General features: G+C 61.0%; 22 protein-coding genes. 15 read left to right on the forward strand and 7 right to left on the reverse strand.

The genetic code is table 11. The features are described 5' to 3' along the window. The first annotated feature begins 4 nt into the window (after positions 1-4). From ACR0NF_RS18820 to ACR0NF_RS18830, 3 genes are all read left to right on the forward strand, one after another. Positions 5-883, forward strand: coding sequence for a LysR family transcriptional regulator (locus tag ACR0NF_RS18820; RefSeq protein ID WP_480470726.1), 879 nt, complete (start codon positions 5-7; stop codon positions 881-883). After that, positions 880-1,791, forward strand: coding sequence for a DMT family transporter (locus ACR0NF_RS18825; RefSeq protein WP_480470725.1), 912 nt, complete (start codon positions 880-882; stop codon positions 1,789-1,791). Before ACR0NF_RS18820 ends, ACR0NF_RS18825 begins: the two co-directional genes overlap by 4 nt. Before the next feature lie 90 nt (positions 1,792-1,881). After that, positions 1,882-2,295, forward strand: a complete 414-nt coding sequence (locus ACR0NF_RS18830) for a universal stress protein (RefSeq protein ID WP_480470724.1) — start codon at positions 1,882-1,884, stop codon at positions 2,293-2,295. A gap of 3 nt (positions 2,296-2,298) precedes the next feature. On the opposite strand, the gene ACR0NF_RS18835 is transcribed toward ACR0NF_RS18830, so the two are convergent. Further along, the gene (locus ACR0NF_RS18835; RefSeq protein WP_480470723.1) at positions 2,299-2,631 is read right to left on the reverse strand and encodes an ArsR/SmtB family transcription factor; all 333 of its coding nucleotides are present in this window, start codon (positions 2,629-2,631) and stop codon (positions 2,299-2,301) included. 232 nt (positions 2,632-2,863) lie between these two features. Here ACR0NF_RS18835 and ACR0NF_RS18840 point away from each other — a divergent pair, with 232 nt between their 5' ends. The 5 genes from ACR0NF_RS18840 to ACR0NF_RS18860 all read left to right on the forward strand — a co-directional run bounded on the left by ACR0NF_RS18840 (position 2,864) and on the right by ACR0NF_RS18860 (position 5,434). Continuing rightward, positions 2,864-3,196: an AtpZ/AtpI family protein gene (locus tag ACR0NF_RS18840; RefSeq protein ID WP_480778770.1), complete on the forward strand. Its 333-nt coding sequence runs from the start codon at positions 2,864-2,866 to the stop codon at positions 3,194-3,196. A gap of 2 nt (positions 3,197-3,198) precedes the next feature. Further along, a complete protein-coding gene (locus ACR0NF_RS18845; RefSeq protein WP_480470721.1) occupies positions 3,199-3,957 on the forward strand; it encodes a F0F1 ATP synthase subunit A in 759 nt (252 codons plus the stop codon). 48 nt (positions 3,958-4,005) lie between these two features. Next, positions 4,006-4,230 carry a F0F1 ATP synthase subunit C gene (locus tag ACR0NF_RS18850; RefSeq protein WP_005981269.1) on the forward strand — a complete coding sequence of 75 codons (225 nt, stop codon included), beginning with the start codon at positions 4,006-4,008 and terminating at the stop codon, positions 4,228-4,230. A gap of 86 nt (positions 4,231-4,316) precedes the next feature. Further along, the gene (locus ACR0NF_RS18855; RefSeq protein ID WP_480470720.1) at positions 4,317-4,868 is read left to right on the forward strand and encodes a F0F1 ATP synthase subunit B'; all 552 of its coding nucleotides are present in this window, start codon (positions 4,317-4,319) and stop codon (positions 4,866-4,868) included. 5 nt (positions 4,869-4,873) lie between these two features. Continuing rightward, a complete protein-coding gene (locus ACR0NF_RS18860) occupies positions 4,874-5,434 on the forward strand; it encodes a F0F1 ATP synthase subunit B (protein WP_480470719.1) in 561 nt (186 codons plus the stop codon). Positions 5,435-5,519: 85 nt separating this feature from the next. Here the strand turns inward: ACR0NF_RS18860 and ACR0NF_RS18865 are convergent, their stop codons facing one another. Continuing rightward, positions 5,520-6,290, reverse strand: a complete 771-nt coding sequence (locus tag ACR0NF_RS18865) for a FadR/GntR family transcriptional regulator (RefSeq protein WP_480470718.1) — start codon at positions 6,288-6,290, stop codon at positions 5,520-5,522. Positions 6,291-6,441: 151 nt separating this feature from the next. Between ACR0NF_RS18865 and ACR0NF_RS18870 the strand changes: the two genes are divergently transcribed. From ACR0NF_RS18870 to ACR0NF_RS18890, 5 genes are all read left to right on the forward strand, one after another. Then, positions 6,442-7,635 carry an aminotransferase-like domain-containing protein gene (locus tag ACR0NF_RS18870; protein ID WP_480660243.1) on the forward strand — a complete coding sequence of 398 codons (1,194 nt, stop codon included), beginning with the start codon at positions 6,442-6,444 and terminating at the stop codon, positions 7,633-7,635. A 44-nt stretch (positions 7,636-7,679) separates the two neighbouring features. Next, positions 7,680-8,075 (forward strand): hypothetical protein, encoded by a 396-nt coding sequence (locus ACR0NF_RS18875; protein WP_480660242.1) that lies wholly within the window; start codon positions 7,680-7,682, stop codon positions 8,073-8,075. A gap of 141 nt (positions 8,076-8,216) precedes the next feature. Beyond that, a complete protein-coding gene (locus ACR0NF_RS18880; RefSeq protein ID WP_480778771.1) occupies positions 8,217-11,672 on the forward strand; it encodes a chromosome segregation SMC family protein in 3,456 nt (1,151 codons plus the stop codon). A gap of 54 nt (positions 11,673-11,726) precedes the next feature. Then, positions 11,727-12,077: a hypothetical protein gene (locus tag ACR0NF_RS18885; protein WP_480470714.1), complete on the forward strand. Its 351-nt coding sequence runs from the start codon at positions 11,727-11,729 to the stop codon at positions 12,075-12,077. A gap of 310 nt (positions 12,078-12,387) precedes the next feature. Continuing rightward, entirely contained in the window at positions 12,388-12,819 is a 432-nt protein-coding gene (locus tag ACR0NF_RS18890) for a hypothetical protein (protein WP_480470713.1), read from the forward strand. Between the two features lie 74 nt (positions 12,820-12,893). Here the strand turns inward: ACR0NF_RS18890 and ACR0NF_RS18895 are convergent, their stop codons facing one another. The 3 genes from ACR0NF_RS18895 to cobD are packed head-to-tail and all read right to left on the reverse strand — an operon-like array spanning position 12,894 to position 15,950. Continuing rightward, on the reverse strand, positions 12,894-14,057 hold the full coding sequence (locus ACR0NF_RS18895) for a lytic murein transglycosylase (protein ID WP_480778772.1): 1,164 nt from the start codon (positions 14,055-14,057) through the stop codon (positions 12,894-12,896). A gap of 10 nt (positions 14,058-14,067) precedes the next feature. Continuing rightward, the gene (cbiB, locus tag ACR0NF_RS18900; protein WP_480470711.1) at positions 14,068-14,988 is read right to left on the reverse strand and encodes an adenosylcobinamide-phosphate synthase CbiB; all 921 of its coding nucleotides are present in this window, start codon (positions 14,986-14,988) and stop codon (positions 14,068-14,070) included. Then, positions 14,985-15,950, reverse strand: coding sequence for a threonine-phosphate decarboxylase CobD (cobD, locus tag ACR0NF_RS18905; protein WP_480778773.1), 966 nt, complete (start codon positions 15,948-15,950; stop codon positions 14,985-14,987). The genes cbiB and cobD overlap by 4 nt, the downstream gene beginning before the upstream one ends. Positions 15,951-16,131: 181 nt before the next feature. On the opposite strand from cobD, the gene ACR0NF_RS18910 reads away from it, so the two are divergent. Further along, positions 16,132-16,494 carry a response regulator transcription factor gene (locus ACR0NF_RS18910; RefSeq protein ID WP_480778774.1) on the forward strand — a complete coding sequence of 121 codons (363 nt, stop codon included), beginning with the start codon at positions 16,132-16,134 and terminating at the stop codon, positions 16,492-16,494. Here ACR0NF_RS18910 and ACR0NF_RS18915 read toward each other — a convergent pair. Beyond that, the gene (locus tag ACR0NF_RS18915) at positions 16,476-17,465 is read right to left on the reverse strand and encodes a glutathione S-transferase family protein (RefSeq protein ID WP_480778775.1); all 990 of its coding nucleotides are present in this window, start codon (positions 17,463-17,465) and stop codon (positions 16,476-16,478) included. The genes ACR0NF_RS18910 and ACR0NF_RS18915 overlap by 19 nt on opposite strands. Positions 17,466-17,677: 212 nt before the next feature. Here ACR0NF_RS18915 and ACR0NF_RS18920 point away from each other — a divergent pair, with 212 nt between their 5' ends. After that, positions 17,678-18,031 (forward strand): hypothetical protein, encoded by a 354-nt coding sequence (locus tag ACR0NF_RS18920; RefSeq protein ID WP_480470707.1) that lies wholly within the window; start codon positions 17,678-17,680, stop codon positions 18,029-18,031. A 97-nt stretch (positions 18,032-18,128) separates the two neighbouring features. Here ACR0NF_RS18920 and ACR0NF_RS18925 read toward each other — a convergent pair whose 3' ends face one another. Beyond that, the gene (locus ACR0NF_RS18925) at positions 18,129-18,827 is read right to left on the reverse strand and encodes a fumarylacetoacetate hydrolase family protein (RefSeq protein WP_480668056.1); all 699 of its coding nucleotides are present in this window, start codon (positions 18,825-18,827) and stop codon (positions 18,129-18,131) included. Positions 18,828-18,841: the final 14 nt, after the last annotated feature.

Below are 18,841 nucleotides of genomic sequence, written 5' to 3' on the forward strand. Positions count from 1 at the left end.
TGCAATGGACAATTGGGATGAAGTGAGAACCGCCTATCAGGTGGCCCGTATGGGAACGGTCAGCGGTGCGGCGGATGTTCTGGGCGTTCACCACGCCACCGTGATCCGCCATATCGACGCGATTGAGGCACGGCTGGGCGTCAAACTTTTCCAGCGCCACGCGCGCGGCTACACGCCAACCGAGGCTGGTGAGGATCTGCTGCGCGTGGCTCAGGCGACCGAGGATCAGTTCAACCAACTGGTTGGCCGCATGAAAGGGCGCGGCGATGATGTCTCGGGCGAGCTGGTGGTGACGTCGCTGGCCTCGCTGGCCCCTTTGATCGTACCGACGCTCAGCGAATTCCAACGGACACATCCGGGTTTGATCGTGCGCTACCTGACCGGCGACCGGCTGTTCCGTCTCGAATATGGCGAAGCGCATGTGGCCATCCGCGCCGGGGCCGCGCCGGATCAGCCAGATAACGTGGTGCAGCCCTTTATCCCGCAAGAGATCGGCTTGTTTGCCAGCAAGACCTATATCGCCCGCCACGGCAAACCCACCGGTGTCGAGGATTTCGGCAACCACCACTTCGTCGGCAACGATGACGAAAACAGCCGCGCGCCGTTTTCCCGCTGGCTGCGCGCCAATGCGCCCGAGCAATCGATCACCTTCCGCTGCACCAACAACTTCTGCATGCGCGAAGCCGTTCTGGCCGGGGCCGGCATCGGTTTCATGGCCCGGTGGGAGGCCGCGCGCGACCCCGATCTGGTCGAGGTGATGGAGCCTCTGCCCGAGTGGTCGGGCAAGCTGTGGCTGGTGACCCATGTAGATCTGCATCGCACCACCAAGGTACAATCCTTCCTGTCTTTCCTGAAAGATCAGTCCAAGGGCTGGCTGCCGTGACACCGCAGGCACGCGGCCATCTGGCCATGCTGGTATTCTCGGCGCTGGTGGCGGGCAGCTTCTCGCTGGGCTCGATGGTAGCCAACGAGATTGCACCCTCGGCGATCACGGCGGCGCGCTTTGCAATTGCGGCGGTGGTGATCGGCGTCGCGGCGCTTGCCACGACGGGCATTTCGCGCAGCGCGGCACAGGCGCCCTGGCGCTATCTGGTGCTGGGCGCACTCTTTGGTAGTTATTTCGTTTTGATGTTCTATGGCTTGAAAACCGCACCGCCGGTCAGTGCGGCGGCGGTCTTTACGCTGACCCCGGTCATGTCGGCACTGGCCGGATGGGTGCTGCTGCGCCAGATCACCACCCCGCGCATGGCACTGGCCCTGTCGGTCGGCGCGGTCGGGGCGCTTTGGGTCATCTTCCGGGCCGATTGGCAGGCCTTTCAGGCTTTCGAGATCGGGGTCGGAGAAATCATCTATTTCTGGGGCTGCGCCGCGCATGCGATCTATACACCGATGGTGCGGCGACTGAACCGAGGTGAACCCGCGGTTGTCTTCGCCTTCGGCACGCTGCTGGCCGGGTGCCTGATCCTGACCCTGTGGGGCTGGTCCGATATCCGGGCCACCGATTGGGCGAACCTGCCGGGGATCGTCTGGCTGACTCTGATCTACATCTCGCTGTTTGCGACAGCCGCCAGCTTTGTTCTCGTGCAATTTGCGGCACTGTGCCTGCCCGCCGCCAAGGTCATGGCCTATACCTACCTGATCCCCAGCTGGGTGATCCTGTGGGAGATCTCGCTGGGCCGGCCTGCGCCGACCGCGCTGGTTCTGGTCGGCGCGGTCCTGACCGCCGTGGCCCTGTTGTTGCTGCTGAAGGGCGAGGACGCCCCGGCCAATACCGCCCCCATTCAGGAATAGCCCTCTCTGCCCGTATCTGATCCCTTTTGAGGCAGGTCAAAGCCATTACATTCGAATTTCTCTATGCATTGAGCAGAGGAGGAAGACGTAATGTTCAAACATATCATGATCCCGATTGACCTTCATATGCCGCCTGAGATCGAAAAGGCGGTTGCGGTCGCCTCGCAATTGGCCAAATGGCAGGGTGCCAGGATCACCATTGTCAGCGTGACCGGAACGCAGCCCGGCGACGTTGCCCTGAAGAAAGACACGATAGAGGAAAAGCTGAACGCCTGCGCCCGCGAAATCGCCGAACAAAGCGGGGCCGAGGTTCATACGCGCAATATCCATTCGGTCGATGTCGCGGTGGAAGTCGACGGAGACCTGACCCGGACCGCAGAAGAAATCGATGCCGATCTGATTGTCGTGGGAACCCACGCGCCGCGCATCACCGATTATCTGTTTTCCAGCCATGCCGGCTATCTGGCCAAACATGCCAGTATGTCTGTCTTTGTCGTGCGCTGACGCCTAGGGCTCTTCCGAGGGCAGTTCGACCTCAAGAAACCGCTCGAACGCATCCAGATTGACCGGTTCGAATTGTCCGAACCCCTGCATCCAGACCGAGGCGGCGCGCAGCGCATCGGGTTCCAGCTTGCACCATTTGACCCGCCCGCGTTTCTCCTGAGAAATCAGACCTGCCTTGGTCAGGATCACCAGATGTTTCGAAATCGCGGCCAGTGACATCTCGAACGGTTCAGCCACGTCGGTGACGGCCATGTCATCCTCAAGCAGCATCGCAAGGATGGTGCGTCGGGTCGGATCGGCAAGGGCCGCGAATACGGTGTCGAGATCACTGGGCATGGTCCCGCTGAACCATAGCCTTTGAGTTTGGTCAACCATTTGGTTGAATATGCGAATTCGCCCCGGTCTGCGTGCTGAGGTTGTCCCGAGCCTCTATCGGGCTTTGTGTGTGCAAGATTTTTAGCATAAAAATCTTATACTTAGCGGCGGCGAAGGTGCGACTTATACGCCGTTGACTCTGCGCGCGCACCGCCTTAGCACCTAGCCTCAAGACAGTGCGAGGAAACCGCCCGTGACCGATGACGACCAAAAGCAGCGTATGGCGCAGCTTGAGGCCAAGATCGAAGCGGCGAAAAAGGCGAAACAGCCTAAGCCCCGCGCAGATGCTGACGTATCCGGGGGCGAGCTTGCCTGGAGGATGGTCATCGAAATGGTATCCGGTCTGGGGATCGGATTTGGCATCGGATACGGGCTGGACAGCCTGCTCGGGACGATCCCGATCTTTCTGGTGCTATTCACATTGCTGGGCCTTGTCGCGGGCGTGAAGGTTATGCTCCGCAGCGCGAAAGAGGTTCAAGAGAAACAAGCGGCCGCAAGCGCGACCGAGAAGGACGAGAGGGACTGAACGTGGCAACCGAGACCACCGCAGAAAAAGGCAGCAGCCTGGCTTTCCATCCGATGGACCAGTTCATCGTCAAGCCGCTCTTTGGCGACGGTGCGATTGCCTGGTACACGCCCACCAACGTGACCCTGTGGCTGTTCCTGGCGATTGCGGCGATCTTTGCCCTGCTGGTGCTCAGCACCTCGAAGCGCGCGATTGTTCCGACGCGGATGCAGTCGGTGGCCGAGCTGGCCTACGGTTTCATCTACAAGATGCTGGAAGACATCTGCGGTAAGGAAGGCGTTAAGTACTTCCCCTATGTCATGACCCTGTTCATGTTCATCGTCTGCGCGAACTTCTTGGGCATGTTGCCCATGTCCTTCACAACTACATCGCATTTCGCCGTGACCATCCCGCTGGCGCTGGCCGTGTTCCTGACCGTGACCGTATTGGGTTTCGTCAAGAACGGCGCAGGCTTTCTGGGCCTGTTCTGGGTCTCCAGCGCGCCTCTGGCGCTGCGTCCGGTTCTCGCGATAATCGAGCTGATCTCGTACTTCGTACGTCCCGTCAGCCACTCCATTCGTCTTGCCGGTAACGTCATGGCAGGCCACGCCGTGATCAAGGTGTTCGCAGGCTTTGCTGCGATTGCCGTGATCTCGCCCGTGTCCGTTCTGGCGATCACTGCAATGTATGGCCTCGAGGTCCTCGTGTCCTTCATCCAGGCCTACGTATTCACCATTCTGACCTGTGTTTATCTGAAAGATGCGCTGCATCCTTCGCACTAAGGTCCGATACCCCAACATCGAAACTTCCAATTCGTAAGGAGACACATCATGGAAGGCGATCTCGCACACATCGGCGCAGGCCTGGCAGCAATCGGTTCCGGCGCAGCCGCAATCGGGGTGGGCAACGTTGCAGGCAACTTCCTGGCCGGCGCCCTGCGCAACCCTTCGGCGGCTGCTTCGCAGACCGCAACCCTGTTCATCGGTATCGCGTTCGCAGAAGCGCTGGGCATCTTCGCATTCCTGGTCTCGCTGCTGCTGATGTTCGCCGTATAATCTGCGGAACCTGATCCTTACGCGCAGATGGGCCCAAGCCATAGCGGCCCATCTGTTGTAAAGACAACGTTTCGACGGAGGACATCATGGCGACTGAACCCATTGCTGAAGAAGTAGTAGGCACATGCGTTGATTCCAGCGGCTACGCCGTCGGGATGCCGCAGCTCTGCTTCGATTGGTTCCCCAACCAGATTTTCTGGCTGGTCATTACGCTGGTCGTCATCTTTCTGGTCCTGTCTCGCGTGGCTCTGCCCCGCATCGCGGCAATTCTGGCGGAACGTCAGGGGACCATTACAAATGACCTGGCTGCGGCCGAAGATCTGAAGGCCAAGGCGGTCGAGGCCGAAGAGGCCTATAACAAGGCGCTGGCCGATGCCCGTTCTGAGGCACAGCGTATCGCAGCGGAAGCCCGCGCCGAAATCCAGTCTGGTCTGGATGACGCGATTGCAAAGGCGGATGCGGAAATCGCTGCAAAAGCGGCTGAATCGGAAAAGGCAATTGCCGACATCCGTGCCGGTGCGCTGGAAAGCATTCAAGTGGTTGCCAAGGATACGGCGGCTGAACTGGTCACAGCACTCGGCGGCGAGGCGGATGCCAAAGCCATCGACAGTGCCATTGACGCGCAGATGAAAGGATAAGTGACATGCGAAACACTCTTGCCCTTATCCTGACCCTCGGCATCGCCAGCCCCGCGTTGGCCGCAAGCGGCCCGTTCTTCTCGCTTGCCAACACCGACTTTGTGGTCACTCTCGGCTTCATCGTCTTCATCGCGGTCCTGTTCTACTTCAAGGTCCCCGGCATGATCGGTGGTGCGCTGGACAACCGGGCCGACGGCATTCAGGCCGAACTGGACGAAGCTCGCGCCCTGCATGAAGAAGCACGCAGCCTGCTGGCCTCGTATGAGCGCAAGCAGCGCGAAGTTCAGGGTCAGGCCGATGCCATTGTCGCCGCCGCCAAAGAAGACGCGGTTCTGGCAGCTGAGCAGGCCAAGGTTGATCTGGAGAAGTCCATTGCACGCCGTCTGGCCGCTGCACAGGATCAGATCGCATCGGCTGAGGCGTCTGCCGTGAAGGAAGTTCGCGATCAGGCCATCACCGTTGCTGTTTCGGCAGCCAACGCCGTGCTGGCCAAGCAGATGACTGCCGCTCAGGCGAACAAGCTGATCGATGCGTCCATCGCGGATGTCGGTGAAAAGCTGCACTGATCGCCTGGATCATATGATTTGAAAAAAACCCGAGGGTCTCAGACGCTCGGGTTTTTTTGTTTGTTAACGTGTCGATCGTGAGTGATCAGACCTCGCCGGTCTCGTGCTTCAACCGCTGCTGTGCGATCTCTTCATTGTGCAGGGCCTTCTGCTGATCGGCCATGCAGCCTTTGACAAAGTTCAGATGATCCTCGACCGCCTGCCGGGCGCCCTTTGGGTCACGGTCCTGCAGGGCCGTGTTGATGGCACGGTGTTGATCCAAAATAGCTTCCCGAGTGGTGCGCTGATGGAACATGACCTGACGGTTGTAGAACACGCCCTGCCGCAGCAGATCAAACATCGAGCGCATCATGTGCAGCATCACCACGTTATGGCTGGCCTCAATGATCGCCATGTGGAACTGGGCGTCCAGATGTGCCTCTTCATCGGTAGCATTACGCGCATGGGCGGCTTCCATCTTGTCCAGAATGGTCTGCACCACTTTCAGGTCGCTGTCCGAACCCATCCGGGCGGCCCGCTCGGCCGCCAGCCCCTCCATATCACGCCGGAACGAGAGATAGTCGAACACCGCCTCATCATGATTTCCAAACAGCCGGATCAGCGCGGGAGAAAAGGCTGATCCCAGAACCTCGGCCACATAGATGCCCGATCCGGCCTTGGCGGTCAGCAACCCCTGCTCCTGCAGGTTTGATATCGCCTCGCGCAGCGACGGGCGCGACACGCCCATCCGTTCGGCCAGTTCCCGTTCCGAGGGCAGGCGTTCGCCGGGGCGCAGAATGCCGCGCAGGATCAGCAGCTCGATCTGGCGCATGACGGCCAGAGACAGTTTTTCGGTCTGAACTTTGTGAAAGGGCATGAGGTCTACACTGGAAATTGGTCAACTCACATGACCATGTCTGGGCCGGGTGTTCAAGCGGCTCACAGGGATTGAAACATTAGGTCAGCATTATTGACATAAGGGGTGTTTTGCCTAATCTTCACCACAAGGGCAGAGGAGGCCCGTAGCGATGGATCAACTCTATGCCACCCGCGCATCCCGGATGAAGGCATCTGAAATCCGCGAGTTGCTGAAACTGCTGGGCGAGCCCGGTATCATTTCCTTCGCAGGCGGTATTCCTGATCCGGCCCTGTTTCCGGCAGAGGCTTTTGCTGAAGCGTTCCAGAATGCGCTCGGACCCGATCAGCAGGCACAGGCGCTGCAATATTCAGTCAGCGAAGGTTATGCGCCGCTGCGCGACTGGCTGGTCGGCTACATGCGTGGGATCGGTGTGGACTGCGACATCGACAACATCCTGATCACCTCCGGCTCGCAGCAGGCGCTGGATTATCTCGGCAAACTGTTCCTGTCTCCGGGCGATACGGCTCTGGTTGGCTGGCCCACCTATCTGGGCGCGCTCAACGCGTTCGACGCCTATGAGCCACGCTTTGACCAGCTTAGCGTCAACGGTAATCGCAGGGCCGCCGAATACCGGGAGGCTGCCGAGGGCAGCCCGATCAAATTCGCCTATCTCTCCGCCGACTTCGCCAACCCGACGGGTGAGACGGTCGATCTACGGGGCAGAGAGGCTCTGCTGGATCTTACCGATGATCTGGGTTGTGCGATGATCGAAGACGGCGCCTATCAGGCGCTGCGATATGACGGCGACCCGATCCCGCCGATTCTGGCTTTGGAACAGGCCCGCAAAGGCTCGATTGAAAGCTGCCGGACGATTTATTGCGGCAGTTTCTCGAAAACCCTGTCGCCCGGGTTGCGCGTTGGTTGGGTGGTTGCCGCGAAACCGGTGATCTCGCAACTGGTGCTGCTGAAACAGGCCGCTGATCTGCATTCCTCGACCATCAACCAGATGGCCGTATGTCAGGTGGCACGGGACTGTTTCGACACGCATGTCCCCATGCTGCGCCGCACCTACGCTGCCCGCCGCGATGCGATGCTGGAGGCCCTGGTCCAGCATATGCCCGATGGCGTCGACTGGACCCGGCCCGAGGGCGGCATGTTCATCTGGGTCACCCTGCCCAAGGATGTGGACGGGGCTGACCTGTTGGCCCGCGCGCTTGAAACGGTCAAACTGGCCTTTGTCCCCGGGCAAGCCTTCTACCCCGACGACACTGGGGCCAACACGATCCGGCTGAGCTTTTCCAACTCGGATGAGGACACGATCCGCGAGGGTATCCGCCGTCTGGGCGAGGTGCTGCGCACCTGAGGCAGGAAAGGTTTCATTAACCATATTGCCGCTAAAACAGCGGCATGATCCGCCTGCTCGCTTTCCTGCTCCTTGCCGCCTGCTCGGGCGGCACGCCTTATTTTCGCGACCTGCCCGCAACGCGCGTCGCGGTGAATGGCAGCGTCTTCGACGTCCGCGTCCGCAATGAGCTGGCCGAGGCCGTCCGCGTGAACCCGCAATACGCCCCACGTCTGGGGCCGATACGCGACCGGGCCGCGCTGGCCATGGCGCAGGTTTCAGGCTGCCCGCTCCTGGACGTTCTGGGCGACGCGGCGGTCACCGTGGGGGTGCTGGGCTGCGACCGCGAACTGGGGGAAAAGCTGGTTTTCGGGGCGCTCATGATGCGGTCTTATGAATGCGTCAATTATGGCTATTCCGGCGACTACGGATATCAGGTTTTCGAATGCACACCTTACTGAGATGCGCGAAACCCTGCGTAGTTTTGCCAAGATATTGTGGATAACTCGACCAGATGTCCCATATCCTGCGCATTCACGTTGACACCTCCCCCATCCCTTGCGCAGACTTCCGAACCATAGGAATCATACCAAGAGCAGCCATTGCGCTTTAGCAAACTCAAACTGACCGGCTTCAAAAGCTTCGTTGACCCGACCGATCTGATCATCGCGGACGGGCTGACCGGAGTCGTCGGTCCCAATGGCTGCGGCAAATCCAACCTTCTGGAAGCGCTGCGCTGGGTGATGGGCGAAAACCGCCCCAAATCCATGCGCGGCGGCGCGATGGAGGATGTGATCTTTGCCGGTGCCGCAACCCGGCCCGCGCGCAATTTTGCCGAGGTCGTTCTGACCATGGACAACTCGGAACGTCTGGCGCCTTCGGGTTTCAACGACAGCGACCAACTTGAGATTGTCCGCCGTATCACCCGCGACGTGGGCAGCGCCTACAAGACCAACGGCAAGGATGTCCGCGCCCGCGACGTGCAGATGCTGTTCGCCGATGCCTCGACCGGGGCGCATTCGCCCGCACTGGTGGGGCAGAACCGTATTGCCGAGTTGATCAACGCCAAGCCCCGCGCGCGCCGCCGCATTCTGGAAGAGGCTGCGGGCATCTCAGGCCTCTATCAACGCCGCCACGAGGCTGAACTGAAACTGAAAGGCACCGAGGCCAACCTGACCCGCGTGGATGACGTGCTGGAACAATTGGGCGGGCAGTTGGCACAACTCGCCCGCCAGGCCCGTCAGGCTGCGCGTTATCGTGAGATCGGCGAGCTGTTGCGTCAGGCCGAAGGGATGCTGCTCTATCGCCGTTGGAAAGAGGCCGACATGGCCCGTCAGGCGGCCGAGGAAAAGCTACGCGACCGGATCACCGAAGCCTCGCGCGCCGAGGCCGCCGCACGCGAATCCGCTGCCAAACGGGCCGAGATCGAGGAAACCCTGCCGCCCCTGCGCGAGGAAGAGGCCATTGCCGCCGCAGTCCTGCAGCGCCAGCAGGTGCAGCGCGATCAGCTGTCGGATCAGGAAACCCGCGCGCGCCAGACCATCGAGACTCTGACCAACCGGATCCAGCAATTGGGCAACGACATCGAACGCGAATCCGGCCTGAACCGCGATGCGGGCGAGATGATCGAACGGCTGGAATGGGAGGCGCGCGAGCTGGCCAAAGCCGCTGAGGGTTATGACGAGAAGGTCGCTGAAGCTGCAGAAGTTGCGCGCGAGGCCGCGTCGGTGCTGCAGGATCGCGAAGATCACCTGTCGCAGGAAACCGAAGACATGGCCCGTCTGGTGGCCCGCCACCAATCGGCGCAACGACTGGTAGAAGACAGCCGCAAGACCCTGGCTCGGTCCGAGGGTGAAGAGGAAAGGGCCCGCGCCGCTGTGGACGAGGCGCGCAATGCGCTGGCCCGCGCCAGTGAGGCCTTTGAGACGGCGCAAGAGGGCGAGGAAGAAGCCCGCGAAGCCGCCGAGGCTGCCGAGGAAGCACTCGCCGCTGCGGATGAGCTGCGCAACGACACGCAGGCGCGTGAGGCTGAGGCGCGAGCAAAGCGCTCCGAGGCTGAAGGCGAGTTGGGCGCAATCCGCGCCGAAACCACCGCGCTTGCCAAGCTGGTGGAACGCGACACGGCTGAGGGCGGGCAGGTGCTCGACCTGCTGCGCGTGGCAGCGGGCTATGAAAAGGCACTGGGCGCGGCGTTGGCCGATGATCTGCGTGCGCCGCTGGTCGAAGGCGACGGGCCGTCGGGTTGGGTGCAGGTTGCTGGTTATGACAGTGACCAACCTTTGCCGGATGGGGCTGAACCGCTGGCCCTGCATGTCTCTGGCCCCGACCGCCTCAGCCGCCGCATTGCGCAGATCGGGTTGGTTGATGCGGATCAGGGCGCGCGTCTGCAGGCGTCGCTGAAACCGGGGCAACGACTGGTTTCGCGATCGGGTGATCTGTGGCGCTGGGACGGGTTCCGCGCCTGGGCCGAGGATGCGCCAAGCGCCGCCGCCCTGCGTCTGGAACAGCTCAACAAGCTGGAAGCGCTGAAACAAGAACTGGCCCGCACCGAGGCACAAGCCGATGGCGCCCGCGCCGCGCATGAAACACTCTCGCAGCAACTGGCCGACGTCACCGAAGCCGACCGCCGCGCCCGCGAAGCCCGTCGCGCTGCCGATCAGCGCATGGCTGAAACCGCACGGATGCTCAGCCGGGCCGAGGCCGACCGCAATCTGGCGCAGGGCAAGCTGGAAACCCTGACCCTCGCCGTCGACCGCCACAAGGAAGACGCCATGTCCGCCCGCGCCCAGCTGCGTGAGGCAGAGGGTGCGTTGACCGGGTTGGGCGACCTCGACAGCGCCCGCGCGCAGGTCGAAGACATCAAGCAGACGGTCGAGGCCGCGCGGATCACCATGCTGACCCACCGCTCGACCCATGATGAGTTGCGCCGTGAAGGCGAGGCCCGCACTCGCCGCTCGCAAGAGGTCACCAAGGACCTCAGCGGTTGGCGGCACCGGTTGGAGACGGCGGAAAAGCGGATCTCCGAACTGGCCGAACGCAAGGAAAGCTCTGAGGATGAGCTCTCGGACGCCATGGCGGCCCCCGGCGAGATTGCCGAGGCGCGGGAAGAACTGAACGAGTTGATCGAAACCGCCGAAGCCCGCCGGGCCGAGGCCGCCGACAAGCTGGCCGAGGCCGAAACAGCGCAGCGCGAGGTCGTGCTGGCGGAACGCGAAGCAGAACGTCTGGCCTCGGAAGCCCGCGAAACCCGCGCAGCGGCCGAGGCGCGCTGTGATGCGGCCAAGGAAAGCGTGGTTGCGGCAGCTGAGCGGATTGCCGAGGATCAGCAACTGACGCCCAACCAGTTGCTGAACCAGCTCGACACCAACCCCGACCAGATGCCCGCCGCCGACGCGCTCGAGGCCGAGGTCAATCGCCACAAGCGCCAGCGCGACGCGATGGGCGCGGTGAACCTGCGGGCAGAAGAGGACAGCAAGGAAGTTCAGGAAGAGTTCGACACGCTGAACGGCGAAAAGGCCGATCTGGAAGAGGCGATCAAGGCGCTGCGCAGCGGCATCGCCAGCCTCAACCGCGAGGGTCGTGAACGCCTGCTGACCGCGTTTGAACAGGTGAACTCGAACTTCGCGATGCTGTTCAAGCACCTCTTTGGCGGTGGCGAGGCCAATCTGGTCATGGTCGAAAGCGACGATCCGCTGGATGCGGGCCTTGAGATCATGTGCCAGCCACCGGGCAAGAAACTCTCGACCCTCAGCCTGCTGTCGGGCGGCGAACAGACCCTGACCGCGACCGCGCTGATCTTTGGCGTCTTCCTCGCCAATCCCGCGCCGATCTGTGTGCTTGATGAGGTCGACGCACCGCTTGATGACGCCAACGTCACCCGCTTCTGCGACCTGCTGGACGAGATGTGCCGCCAGACCGACACCCGCTTCCTGATCATCACCCACCACGCGGTGACCATGGCGCGGATGGATCGTCTGTTCGGTGTGACCATGCAGGAACAGGGCGTCAGCCAACTGGTCTCGGTTGATCTGAAGAAGGCTGAACAGATGGTCGCCTGACTTTTCACCTCAACGTTATGAGCTGTTTTATCCGTCTTGGGTTAAGCTGTCTGCATGACCCGTTACCTCATCCTCGCCCTCATGACTGCTACGCCATTGGCAGCTGCCGAATGGTCCACTAAACCGGGCGACGTGCCCCTTAGCCCGCAAGAGCTGGAGGCGCTGGCCGGTCAGACACTGACCTTCTACGACGACGGTCAGTCCAGATTCTCGGCCGGGGGTGCCTATTCCTACACCTACGCCAGCGGAGAATCCGCCTTTGGAACCTATTCCATCGCCGAAGACGGCAGCGTCTGCATCGCCTATCGCAACGGATTCGGGCGGTGCGATCTTTATGTGCACAGCGGCGAGAGGCTGATCCTGATCGACGAGAAAGGAGATCGCTATCCGGTGCGGCCGGAATGAAGCGGAAATGCACCGTCAACCATTTCCTCCAATGCCCACTATGCCGAGAAAAATCTCGATTCCGATAATGCGTTGATTGACCGGAATGCGACTCGGTGAAAACGATCGATCCATACTCTGACGCAGCTGTCGCCATATTTCTGGTACCGTTCCGTGCTAACGATCAATTATGATAAAACAGTCCGTTATCCGATCATCGAGGCTACGCGTCGCCAGCATACATATTTTGTGGGTCTGCGTCGGGCTGATATGGCCTGTACTATACCTATTCTCTATTCACCCGACTGATCATATCGGGGGAGTTTTCAAAGTGCTTTTTGCTCTTTGCGCTTTGGTAGGAGGGGCTTTTGCATTGAGCGAGGGACGAAGAACATGGCGTGTTTTAAACACACCGGGAGACTGGAAAGCCACAATAGGTGCTGGCAGGCTAAAGTGGGACGCAGCCATACCTTGTGAGAATTTACCTTTGGACATTGCACTTGGGGATATTGCAAAGGCATTAAGGCTGGAAACTCTCTGTACAGGCAAAGACAGCGATGGTGAGTACACCGAAACCAGGGAACGCTTCGAGCTTCATTTGACCGATGACCGAGTCCTGACCTTTGATCGCGAAGCAGCAGGCATCAACCCCCATCGGGTTTTTCTGGAACTTGCAAAGCATGGTATTCGTTATGAATTGTGGTCTCAGGATCGCACCAAGAGTAGCGTCAATACGTCCAAGATTTTTCAAAGCGTGTATTGAGCTACACCAACGTCAAAGCAGTCATTTAAAGCAATCGCCGCATTTGGAACTTTGGGCTCAATGCAGACACCGCGTCACAACCGCTCCAACAACTCCGCCGTCGGCCACGCATCCGCAGGCAGTCCTAGACGCTGTTGTTCGGCCTGCACCGCTGCCCGCGTCCCCGCGCCCAGAATGCCGTCGATCTTACCCACGTCATAGCCGCGCGCCTGCAGCTTGCTCTGCAGCTGTTTCATCTGCGCGCCTGACAGTCCCGGGGCAGGATTGCCTGCGTCATAGATCTGCGCACCCTCCAATCGCGTGCCGAAGTAGGCGGCGGTCAGGACGTAAACGAAGCTCTGGTTCCATTCGAAATAGACGTCGAAATTCGGATAGGCGAGAAAGGCAGGCCCCTTGTGCCCCTGCGGCAGAATCAACGAGGCAGGCAGGTTGGCCAGTGATCCGTTGCGCGCCTTGACGCCCATGGCCTGCCAGTCAGAGATCGACCGCGGTTTGCCCGGACCGGACAGCGACCAGTCTATCTGCGCGGGCACCGTCACCTCCTGCAGCCAGGGTTGACCCGGTTGCCAACCCAGATGCGACAGCATCTTGGCCCCGGACATCAGCGCGTCGGGCGCAGAAGTTTTCAGCGAGACCTGTCCATCCCCATCGCCGTCAACACCGTTGTCCAGAATGTCCTGCGGCAGCATCTGCACCATGCCGATCTCTCCGGCCCATGCGCCGGTGGTGCGGGCAGGGTCGAAATTGCCCTGGCTGTACAGCTCGATCGCCGCGAAAACCTGCGGGCGGAACAGCTCGGGTCGGCGGCAGTCATGGGCCAGCGTCACCAGCGCGTTGCGGGTGTTGAAATCACCCTGAAACGCGCCGTAATCGGTCTCGAAAGCCCAAAAAGCCAGCAGAACACCGCGTGAGATGCCGTATTCCTGCTCGATCCGGTCGAACACCGCGTCGTGTTTGCGCGACATCGCCTTGCCCCGGTCGATCCGGTTTTGCGAGATCAGGCGGCGTGAAAAATCGATGAACGGTTTCTGAAACACCCCCTGCGCCCGGTCGGCTTTCAGCACTGCGCCATCCTGCTGCACGCCCTTGAAGAAGGCGTTGACGGTGGATGTGTCGAACCCCCGCTGCGCCGCTTCGGATTTCAGGCCTTTCACGAAACCATTGAAGCCTCCTCCACATTGCGCGAAAACGGGAGAGGTCAGCAGGGCGGTGGCCACGAGGGCAGAGAGAAAACGCATGCGGCGTCCTTCAAAAGATAAAGTTCAGCCCAACCCACACCGACACGACGCCAAGCGCAAGCCCCCAGACGCGCCACAGCATGTCACATGCGCGGAAAACCTCCGCCGCGCCGATCTCACGCGGGGCATTGCCGTTGACCCAGGCCAGATCGCGCATCTGCCCGTCATAGCTGCGCGGCCCGGCCAGCGCGACGTTCAGCGCGCGCGCCATCGCGGCCTCGGGCCAGCCCGCGTTGGGCGAGATATGGCGGCGTGCATCCTGCACCATCTCGCCCCACCGCGCCCATTGACCGGACAGCGCCACGATCATCAGGAATGTCAGCCGTGCCGGGATCAGGTTCAGCACATCATCCAGTCGCGCAGCCGCCCAGCCGAAAGCGCGGTATGTCTCGCTGCGATAACCGATCATGCTGTCGGCGGTGTTGACGGCCTTGTAGATCAGTAGCCCGGGCAAGCCTGCGACCAGAAACCAGAATGCCGGGGCAATCACCCCGTCGCTCAGGTTTTCGGCGGCACTTTCGGTGGCAGAGCGGGCGATCTGAGCCTCGGTCATATCCCGTGTGTCACGCGAGACGATCATCGCAACCTGCGTCCGCCCCTCGGCCAGCGAGGCGCGCAGGCCGTCGCCCACGGCGCACACATGCTCGACCAGAGATTTCTGGGCCAGCAGGATTGCGCAGATCACTATCTCGACGACGGGACCGAGCAGCGCGAGGCCCCGGCCCAGCAGGTAGGCCCCCATCACCAGCAACAGAACAACGGCAACGCCCTTGATCCGCCGGTGCGCGCCATGGTTCAGGCGTTTGTCCAGCCAGCCGATCACGTTGCCGATCATCACCGCCGGGTGGCGGATGCGTGACCACAGCCAATCGGGTTCGCCCAATGCGGCGTCCAGGCACAGCGCGCACACCAATACGAAGGCGGTGCTCACAGCGCCGCCTCCAACCGTGCCCAGCCATCCGCAGGCGGCAGCCCGAGGCGCAGGTAGGTGTCGGAGTAGGGGAAAATGCGGCTCCAGATATGCGCACGGGCCAGCCGATCCTGCCACGCAGCGGCGTCATCCACATCATAGAGGCGAAACAGGCTGGTGCCTCCGACCAGCCGCGCGCCATTGGCCGTGACAAGCTGGTCCAACCGCGCCGCTTCGTCAGCCAGACGAACGCGGGTGGCCTCGGCCCACATGGTATCGCGCAACGCCTGCGCGCCGATCCGCAGGGCAGGGCCGGACACCGCCCACGGGCCGGTCAGGTCATTCAGTCGTGCGATCAGGTCCGGCTGACCAATAGCGAATCCCAGCCGCAGACCGGCTAGGCCCCAGAACTTACCAAAGCTCTTCAGCACAACCATTCCGGGCTGATCCGAGAGCTGGATCAGCGACGCCTCCGGGGCGATATCGCAGAAGCTCTCATCGATAACGGTCAGCGGCGCATTGGCGTCAGCGTCCTGCCAGATACGCCCATCGGGGTTGTTGGGGTGGACGATCACGCGCGCGTCGGCTGGCCCGCTGTCCTGCACTGTCCAGCCCTGCGCGGCAAAGGCCGCCGCGTGTTCGTTGTAGGTTGGCTGGGTGATCTGCACACGACCCGTTTCGGCCAACGCAGGAATGCGCGCAATCACTGCCGAGGCTCCGGGGGCTGGCAAAATCGCCGCCCCGTCCGGCACGCCCCAGAAGGCGCGCGCTGCATCTGTCAGCCGCTCGAACGCACCATGGTCAGGCAGTTCCATCCAGTCCGATGGCTGTAGGCCGGTCACCGCGTAGGGGTGCGGGTTGATCCCGGTTGACAGGTCGATCCAGTCGCCCCGCGCGCCACCATAGCGGGCCATGGCTCCGTCCAGCCCGCCGCCATGATCGCGTGCGGCCCGAGGGTTCAATCTGTCATCCTGTTCAGCCATCTGCCCCTGCCGGAATCGCCGTGTTGCGCTGCTTCAAGCGGATTTTTGCCGTTCACACAAGTGAATCCGCCGGATCACAGCCCTGCGCAGGCGTTGTTAACACTTTGTTAAGGAAATCGCGTGATCACGGACCATAGGGGTCGGCACCACTCACCCATATCACGTGCCGAGGTTGTTGCAAATGAAAGTACTGATTGTTGAGAGTAACCCCGACCTTGGTCGGGTTTGGCAACGGCATCTGCAAAGGCAGGGGGCCGATGTCACTTTGGTCGAAACGCAAGAGGCCGCGATACTCGCGCTCTATGGCACCGACTTTGATATCATCGTGTTGGATCTGGTTCTGGAAACCGGCAGCGCATTGGCAGTGGCGGATTTCGCCAGCTATCGCCGCCCGGACGCGCGGGTGATCTTTGTCACCAACACCACCTTCTTCTCGGACGGGTCGATCTTTGCCCACAGCGCCAATGCCTGCGCCTATGTCCAAAGCTCAACCCCGCCCGAGGATCTGGCGGCCATGGTGGAACACTACGCCGCCGGGCGCTGATCCCGCCCATGCGGTTCTGAATAATCCAGCGCCGGGTTCACCGGAATGATCCGGTGCGGATTGATGCTGTCATGGCTGTAGTGATAGTGGCGCACGATGTGGTTCATGTTCACTGTCTCCGCCACGCCAGGCCACTGATACAGCTCGCGCGTATAGGCCCAGAGGTTCGGGTAATCCACCAGCCGCCGCTTGTTGCATTTGAAATGCAGGTGATAAACCGGATCGAACCGGATCAGAGTGGTGAACAGCCGCCAATCGGCCTCGGTCACGCGATCACCCATGAGATAGCGGTTCCGGGACAGACGATCCTCAAGCCAGTCCAGCGTGTCGAACAGCGGGCCGATAGCGGCGTCATATGCCTCTTGCGAGGTGGCGAAACCGCATTTGTAGACACCATTGTTGATGTCGGAATAGATGCGTGCGTTGACCTCTTCGATCTCGTCGCGCATCGCTGTAGGCCAGTAATCATCGGTGTTGCCGGTGATCCCGTTGAAGGCCGAATTGAACATGCGGATGATTTCCGAGCTTTCGTTCGACACGATGGTCTTCTCCACCTTGTCCCACAGGATCGGCACCGTCACGCGGCCTGAATAGTTGGGATCGGCGCGGGTATAGATCTGATGGGCGAAATCATGTCCGAACAGCTTGTCCCCCGTTGCACCATGCGTATCCGTCTCAAAGGTCCAGCCCTTGTCCAGCATGTCAGGATGTACGACCGAGACCGAGATATGGTCGCTCAGCCCCTTCAACTCACGAAAGATCAGCGTGCGATGCGCCCAGGGGCAGGCGTGCGAGACATAGAGGTGATAGCGCCCGCTTTCCGCCTCGAACCCGCCGCGCCCCGAGGGGCCGGGCGCGCCATCGGCAGTGATCCAGTTGCGAAACTGTGCGGCTGAGCGTTTGAACGCCCCGCCGGTGGATTTGGTGTCATACCAGGTGTCATGCCATTTGCCGTCGACAAGCAGGCCCATCATCATTCCTCCGCATTGCGATTGAGGCAAAGATAGGCCGTCCCGTGCCGCGTTCCTATTTCACCATGCGCGCATCTGGCCTGCATGCGTGCACAGGCAGAGGCGGGACGACTGCGCAACAGATCACGAATCCTCTGCCCCAAGTGACGCAGTTCACTGGATTTTTACACAATCTGGTCCAGAATAGAGAGAGTTAAGGGGGGAAGTTTATTATGAGTACCTATGTTTCCAAGGAAATTCGCGCCGAATTGGACGCCGCCCGAATCGCTACGTTGAAGAAATCCAGCCGTTTGCGGGTGGAAGTGGGCGACAATACCTTCAAAATTCTGACATTGTGGAAGGATGGCTTCACGGTCGAGGCCGAAACCACGCCGCGTCTGCGCGGGCTGGTCGATATCTATGACGGGGCCAACCACCTCTACCAATGCTTGATCATCGCGGATGAGGAAGCGGCGGGTGAGATGCGCTATGAATTCAAGCGCAACACCGTGGCCGCCGATAAGGCACCGCTGGATTTCTACCGCGCGCCGGATGCGCCGATCGCATTGCTTGAATCCCGCGACTGAAGCGCAGCTCTTGACCCGTGGCACGAACACCCCGCCGCGCCTTCGGCGGTCCGGAAGCTTTGGTGCCACAGGATTCTCAGGTATCGGGTCGGACGGTTTATTCGGGGGCCGTCAGGGTCAGGTGCACGGGGGCCAGACCATCAATGCCGCCTTCGATTCGGTCTCCGACGACCACGGGCCCGACCCCGGCGGGTGTTCCGGTCAGAATCAGATCGCCGAGACGCAAATGATAGAAACCCGACAGATGGCAGATCAGTTCGTCGATCTTCCAGACCAGCTCTGACAAGGTGGCATCCTGTTTCATCTGCCCATTGACGCTCAGATAGATGCGCTTGTCACCCGATGGGCTCCAGTCATCGGCGCGGGTCAGCGGGGCAAAGACCGCGCCGTTTTCCACATCCTTGCCCAGATCCCAGGGGCGCTGTTTGTTGCGTTCGCGGATCTGCAAGTCGCGGCGCGTCATGTCCAGGGCACACCCATAGCCAAAGATCGCCGCGTGGGCCTGCGCGAATGTGGCCTGGAAGACCGGCTTTCCGATTGCAACGGCCAGTTCCATTTCATGATGATAATTCTCGGTGCCCGCCGGATAAGGCACATGTGCCCCGGTCAAAACCGCGTTGGGCGCTGATTTTGTGAAATAGAATGGAGCTTGCCGATCCACCTCATGCCCCATTTCGGCGGCATGGGCGGCATAATTGCGGCCCACGCAGAAAATTCGCCCTATCGGATAGGTCGCCTGTTCCCCTTGTACCGGGATGTCTGGGATGTCCGGAAGCGTAAAAAGGGGATTGGGCATGATGGGCCTCCGTT

The organism is Ruegeria sp. CF4 (assembly GCF_056537345.1).

Excerpts from the sequence above, each read along its gene's own strand:
- ACR0NF_RS18820 (WP_480470726.1), top strand. The coding sequence starts at position 5 with ATGGACAATTGGGATGAAGTGAGAACCGCCTATCAGGTGGCCCGTATG.
- ACR0NF_RS18830 (WP_480470724.1), top strand. The coding sequence starts at position 1,882 with ATGTTCAAACATATCATGATCCCGATTGACCTTCATATGCCGCCTGAG.
- ACR0NF_RS18835 (WP_480470723.1), bottom strand. The coding sequence starts at position 2,631 with ATGCCCAGTGATCTCGACACCGTATTCGCGGCCCTTGCCGATCCGACC.
- ACR0NF_RS18850 (WP_005981269.1), top strand. The coding sequence starts at position 4,006 with ATGGAAGGCGATCTCGCACACATCGGCGCAGGCCTGGCAGCAATCGGT.
- ACR0NF_RS18855 (WP_480470720.1), top strand. The coding sequence starts at position 4,317 with ATGGCGACTGAACCCATTGCTGAAGAAGTAGTAGGCACATGCGTTGAT.
- ACR0NF_RS18860 (WP_480470719.1), top strand. The coding sequence starts at position 4,874 with ATGCGAAACACTCTTGCCCTTATCCTGACCCTCGGCATCGCCAGCCCC.
- ACR0NF_RS18865 (WP_480470718.1), bottom strand. The coding sequence starts at position 6,290 with ATGCCCTTTCACAAAGTTCAGACCGAAAAACTGTCTCTGGCCGTCATG.
- ACR0NF_RS18870 (WP_480660243.1), top strand. The coding sequence starts at position 6,442 with ATGGATCAACTCTATGCCACCCGCGCATCCCGGATGAAGGCATCTGAA.
- ACR0NF_RS18875 (WP_480660242.1), top strand. The coding sequence starts at position 7,680 with ATGATCCGCCTGCTCGCTTTCCTGCTCCTTGCCGCCTGCTCGGGCGGC.
- ACR0NF_RS18885 (WP_480470714.1), top strand. The coding sequence starts at position 11,727 with ATGACCCGTTACCTCATCCTCGCCCTCATGACTGCTACGCCATTGGCA.
- ACR0NF_RS18895 (WP_480778772.1), bottom strand. The coding sequence starts at position 14,057 with ATGCGTTTTCTCTCTGCCCTCGTGGCCACCGCCCTGCTGACCTCTCCC.
- cobD (WP_480778773.1), bottom strand. The coding sequence starts at position 15,950 with ATGGCTGAACAGGATGACAGATTGAACCCTCGGGCCGCACGCGATCAT.
- ACR0NF_RS18910 (WP_480778774.1), top strand. The coding sequence starts at position 16,132 with ATGAAAGTACTGATTGTTGAGAGTAACCCCGACCTTGGTCGGGTTTGG.
- ACR0NF_RS18915 (WP_480778775.1), bottom strand. The coding sequence starts at position 17,465 with ATGGGCCTGCTTGTCGACGGCAAATGGCATGACACCTGGTATGACACC.
- ACR0NF_RS18920 (WP_480470707.1), top strand. The coding sequence starts at position 17,678 with ATGAGTACCTATGTTTCCAAGGAAATTCGCGCCGAATTGGACGCCGCC.
- ACR0NF_RS18925 (WP_480668056.1), bottom strand. The coding sequence starts at position 18,827 with ATGCCCAATCCCCTTTTTACGCTTCCGGACATCCCAGACATCCCGGTA.